Annotated in this window: 4 protein-coding genes and 1 pseudogene; 1 reads left to right on the top strand and 4 read right to left on the bottom strand. The window is 64.4% G+C overall.

The features are described 5' to 3' along the window. Positions 1–201: 201 nt before the first annotated feature. Positions 202–1,620: a mycothione reductase gene (locus L979_RS09385; protein WP_047691954.1), complete on the bottom strand. Its 1,419-nt coding sequence runs from the start codon at positions 1,618–1,620 to the stop codon at positions 202–204. Between the two features lie 133 nt (positions 1,621–1,753). On the opposite strand from L979_RS09385, the gene L979_RS09380 reads away from it, so the two are divergent. After that, positions 1,754–2,560, top strand: a complete 807-nt coding sequence (locus L979_RS09380) for a ParA family protein (RefSeq protein ID WP_047691953.1) — start codon at positions 1,754–1,756, stop codon at positions 2,558–2,560. A gap of 75 nt (positions 2,561–2,635) precedes the next feature. Here the strand turns inward: L979_RS09380 and L979_RS09375 are convergent, their stop codons facing one another. The 3 genes and pseudogenes from L979_RS09375 to L979_RS16315 form a co-directional block, all read right to left on the bottom strand. Continuing rightward, complete coding sequence (locus L979_RS09375; RefSeq protein ID WP_047691955.1) at positions 2,636–3,205, bottom strand: MerR family transcriptional regulator; 570 nt, start codon at positions 3,203–3,205, stop codon at positions 2,636–2,638. A gap of 362 nt (positions 3,206–3,567) precedes the next feature. Beyond that, entirely contained in the window at positions 3,568–4,104 is a 537-nt protein-coding gene (locus tag L979_RS09370) for a bifunctional nuclease family protein (protein ID WP_047691952.1), read from the bottom strand. A 15-nt stretch (positions 4,105–4,119) separates the two neighbouring features. Then, positions 4,120–4,343: pseudogene (locus L979_RS16315) on the bottom strand (hypothetical protein); the annotation flags it as partial.

The raw sequence follows: 4,343 nt of genomic DNA, 5'->3' as shown, positions 1-4,343 counted from the left end.
CGCTCAGAGACCGGGACGACGACGCCCCCGCCGCCTGAGCCACCCCCATCTGAGCGCCGAGCCCTCACCCTGCTGCCCACTCCCCACGTTGCCGTCGACTCCCCACCGGGTTGCCAAATCACCGCCCTTACCGTGGGGAACCGCGAACTTCCTGGGACATCGACAACGGCGTGGGGGATTCACGACCGGTGGGCCGTTGGCTCAGTCGAACTCAAGTCCCAGCAAAGCGTTTTCCACGACTTCCGCCAACGACGGGTGGATCCAGTACTGGCCGCGTGCCATCTGCCGGGCATCCAGACCAAAGCTCATGGCCTGGATCAGCGGCTGAATCAGCATGGAGGAATGCGGACCGATCAGGTGTGCCCCCAGGATCTTGCCGGTCGCCCGATCCGCCACCACCTTGCAGATCCCGGTCTGATCCGCCATGGCCCAGCCGTAGGCAACGTCCCCAAAGGCTTGGGACTTGACCGTGATTTCCGCACCGTTCTCCTGGGCCCAGGCCCGCGCCTGGTCCTCAGTCATGCCCACCGTGGCGATCTCCGGATGGGTGAACACCGCAGCCGGGATGAAGCGGTGGTCTGAGGTCACCAAGTCCTCAGGGTGCATCACGTTGTGGGCAACCACGCGGGCCTCATGATTGGCCACGTGCTTGAGTTGCGCCGGAGAACAAACATCCCCCAGGGCCCACACACCCTCCAGGACCTTGCCGTCCTGACCCAACACCCGCTGGTGGTCATCCACCCGGATCAACTGTGACTCCGGGTCCACCGCGATCCCTGCGGCCTGTGGGTTGAGCAGATCTGAGTTGGGGCGCCGGCCGGTGGCCATGAGCACCACATCGGCCACCTCCTCACGGGTTTCAGCACCTTGGGTGGAGATCGAGCGGAGGGTGACCGAGCCGTCGTCGTTGGGGGTGATCTGCTCCGGGGTCCATTCCGTGGCCAGATTCCACTGGTCTCCGGCGCACTGTTGGAAGCGCTCTGCGATCTCCGTGTCCTGTCCGCGCAGCAACCGGGACGAGCGGTTGATCTGGGTGACCTCAGCACCCAGCCCGTTGAAGACGTGGGCGAACTCGGCGGCAATGTAGCCCCCACCCACAATCACCACGCGCCGCGGAAGCTGCGGAATGCGCATCACGGTGTCGGAGGTGTGCACCTGCGGGAGGTCGATGCCGGGGATCTGCGGCACCATCACCCGGGAGCCGGAGGCCAGAATGATGGTGGGGGCACTCAGCTGCTCACCGGATGCGGTCTCCAACGTTTTGGGGCCAATGAAGTGCGCGTACTCCTGGAACACCGTGACCCGCGGCAGGGAGTTGCGGTACGCCAACCCACCGGTTGAGATCGCATCAATGCGACCGAAAATCCTGTCCCGGATGCTCGGCCAGTCCACCGCATCCGAGCTCACGTCCACAGAAACGCCCAATCCACTCAGTTCGCGTGCTGACTGGGCGATCTCTGCGGGATAGACGTACATCTTGGTGGGGATGCAACCCACGTTCAGGCACGTGCCGCCAAAGGTGCCACCGTCAATGATGGCCACATCCAGGGCGTCGTACTCCGGTCCCAACAGCGAATTGCCGGATCCGGACCCGATGATGATGACGTCAAAAGTGCGCATTGAATCATCCTAAGTCGTCTGACAGGCTGCCAAATCAGCCCACAGACGCCGTGTGACGAGTAGTGGGGCCGTCAGCGATCGTTAAGATGGCCAGCGGCAAGTCACCCGGACCCGAAGGACGTCGAAGGACATCGTGCAGATCGTCAGCATCTCCAGCCTCAAGGGCGGAGTCGGAAAGTCCTCCGTGACCCTGGGTCTGGCCTCGGCCGCCCTGCAACGCGGCGTCAAGACCCTGGTGGTGGACCTGGATCCGCACGCCGATGCCACCACCGGACTCGGTGTCACCGCAGACCCGGAGCACCATGTGGGAAAGATCCTGGGACGGCGGGGCAAACCCGGCTCCCTGAGCACGGTCACCGTGGGTTCCCCCTGGGTGGAGAACGAACGCACAGAGCACGGCCGGATGGGCCTTCGCCTGGACGTTGCGCCCGGGTCCTCGGCCTCCTCCATGTTCGACCGCGCCCAGTACAAGCGCTCGGACCTGGTCAAGCTGGATCGTGCGGTGGACGGGTTGGAATCTGATTACGACCTGGTCATCATCGACTGCCCGCCCAACCTCAACACGCTGACGCGAATCGCCTGGGCCGCCTCGGAGAAAGTGCTCTCCGTGGCGGAACCCTCCCTGTTCTCCGTGGCCGGTACCCAGCGCACCATGACCGCCATTGCCCAGTTCGAACGGGACACCGCGTGGGCGGTGAACTCGGCCGGGGTGATCGTCAACAAGGTGCATCCCGGATCCCGCGAGCACCAGCACCGGGTGGAGGAACTGGAAGAACTCTTTGGTGACCTCCGGGTGGCCCCCGTGCTGCCCGACTACCGGGTGTGGCAACGCGCCCAGGGTGCGGCCTGGCCCATCCACCGATGGCCTGGTGTGGACGCGGCAGAGATTGCGCAGCGCTACACCCAGATCCTGGACGGGCTCCTGCAGCCGTCGTCGTGAAAGTCAGTGGTCAAAAAACTCGCCCATCAGCGCTGATGGGCGAGTTTTTTGACGTCTGAACAGTGGAGAGAGGCCTCAGGAGACGTTCTGCTGGCGCCGGGCGCGGCGAGCGGAGAGCTCGTCCCCGGGGAACTCGGATTCCATGTCTGCATTGGCCTCCGGGAGGCTGGCCAAGCTGCCTTCAACCTCACGCCACACGCGGCCCACCGCAATGCCGAACACGCCCTGACCACCCTGGACCAGGTCGATCACTTCCTGCTGGGAGGTGCATTCGTAGACGGAGGCGCCATCGCTCATGAGCGTCAGCTGGGCCAGGTCCTCAATCCCCCGCACGCGCAGGGCGACGACGGCGGAACGGATCTGCTGCAGGGAGACACCCGTGTCCAACAGACGCTTGACGATCTTGAGCACTACGATGTCGCGGAAGCTGTAGAGGCGCTGAGATCCGGACCCCTTGGCGGTGCGAACGGTGGGCTCCACCAGGTCGGTGCGTGCCCAGTAATCCAACTGACGGTAGGTGATCCCGGTGACCTTGCAGGCCGTGGCTCCGCGGTAGCCCACGGTGTCATCGAGCACCTGCCGCTCGTCATCGAACAGCACCCCCTGGGTTCCTCCGGTCAGGGATGTGAACACAGGCAGCGTCAGTTCCTCGGCAAGCGGAGCATCGACGTGATCGGTGTCCTTCACGCAGGTCCTCCCGGCAACTGGGACCGAACCGTCTGGGCGGTGCAGTCACGTGGTCATGTGATGGTGGGTCATCGGCAACCTGCCCCAGTGTGGAGGCACGCACCACCTCCACGAACCGCGCGGTTTCGTGAGGGTTGTGCAGCGGCAGGTACGGATGCCAAAAACAACTTGGAAGTGACGGTAGACGGGCCCGCACCGCGAATCAAAGACCTTGGGCCCCAACAAATTCGTGTCGCATGACGCATGCACCGCGCAACACCTGGACAGGCGCGTCCTGACGCCGATCACACCGGTTCACTGGTCAGGGAACGCGGCCAAGATCACGTCATGAAATCTTCAGGGTCCACAGTGTCCAAGAAGTCCCTGAACTCCCGGACTTTTTGCTCAGCTCCCTCACGCGTGGTGCCGCTGCCGGAAGGCCCATCAGCTTCCTCGGGTTCGCGCAACTCACCGTCTCCGGTCATGACCAGCCCGGCGGCATCCAAAACAGCATCCGAGCACAACACGGGACAGTCCACCCGGGCGGCCAACGCAATGGCATCCGATGCCCGGGAGTCCACCACGGAGCCGTCGTCGAAGACCAGTGCCGCGTGGAATACCGTGTCCTCCACGGTGTGGATGCGCACCCTCTCCACACTGCGGCCAAACGTCTTGGCCACCTCCAACAGGAGGTCATGGGTCAGCGGCCGGGGCGGTTCTATGCCCTGCACGGCGAACACGATGGAGGTGGCCTCATTGGTGCCCAACCAGATGGGCACGTGGCGACGCCCCGCAGCCTCCCGCAGCACCACCACAGGTTGCGAGGACGGCACGTCCAGGCGTACCCCTGCAATCTCCATGAGATGTTCGCGTTGCATGCCGACTTCCCGGTTCTAGTCCTCAGGTGTGTGAGCGCCCAGCTTCTGCTGAACGGACTCCAACTGTCCCACAACCAGGGAGGCGTGAATGCTCAGGCACAGCTGCGTGATCTCTCCGGCCCGTTCACTGGCGCGACGTGATGCTGCTGGGCTGCGTTTGGCAACCTCCGACGCGATGGCCTGCTGCACCAGGCCGATCTCCCGGTCGGCAGCCTGACGCAGGGTCCGCAGGTGCCGTG

The organism is Kocuria sp. ZOR0020 (genome assembly GCF_000800955.1).
GTDB classification, from domain to species: domain Bacteria; phylum Actinomycetota; class Actinomycetes; order Actinomycetales; family Micrococcaceae; genus Kocuria; species Kocuria subflava.
Note: the sequence above shows the minus strand (reverse complement) of the source record. Positions and strands in the feature narration are given on the sequence as shown.

What these genes read in the sequence shown, in the direction of transcription:
- L979_RS09385 (WP_047691954.1), bottom strand. Translation starts at nt 1,620, where the DNA reads ATGCGCACTTTTGACGTCATCATCATCGGGTCCGGATCCGGCAATTCG.
- L979_RS09370 (WP_047691952.1), bottom strand. Translation starts at nt 4,104, where the DNA reads ATGCAACGCGAACATCTCATGGAGATTGCAGGGGTACGCCTGGACGTG.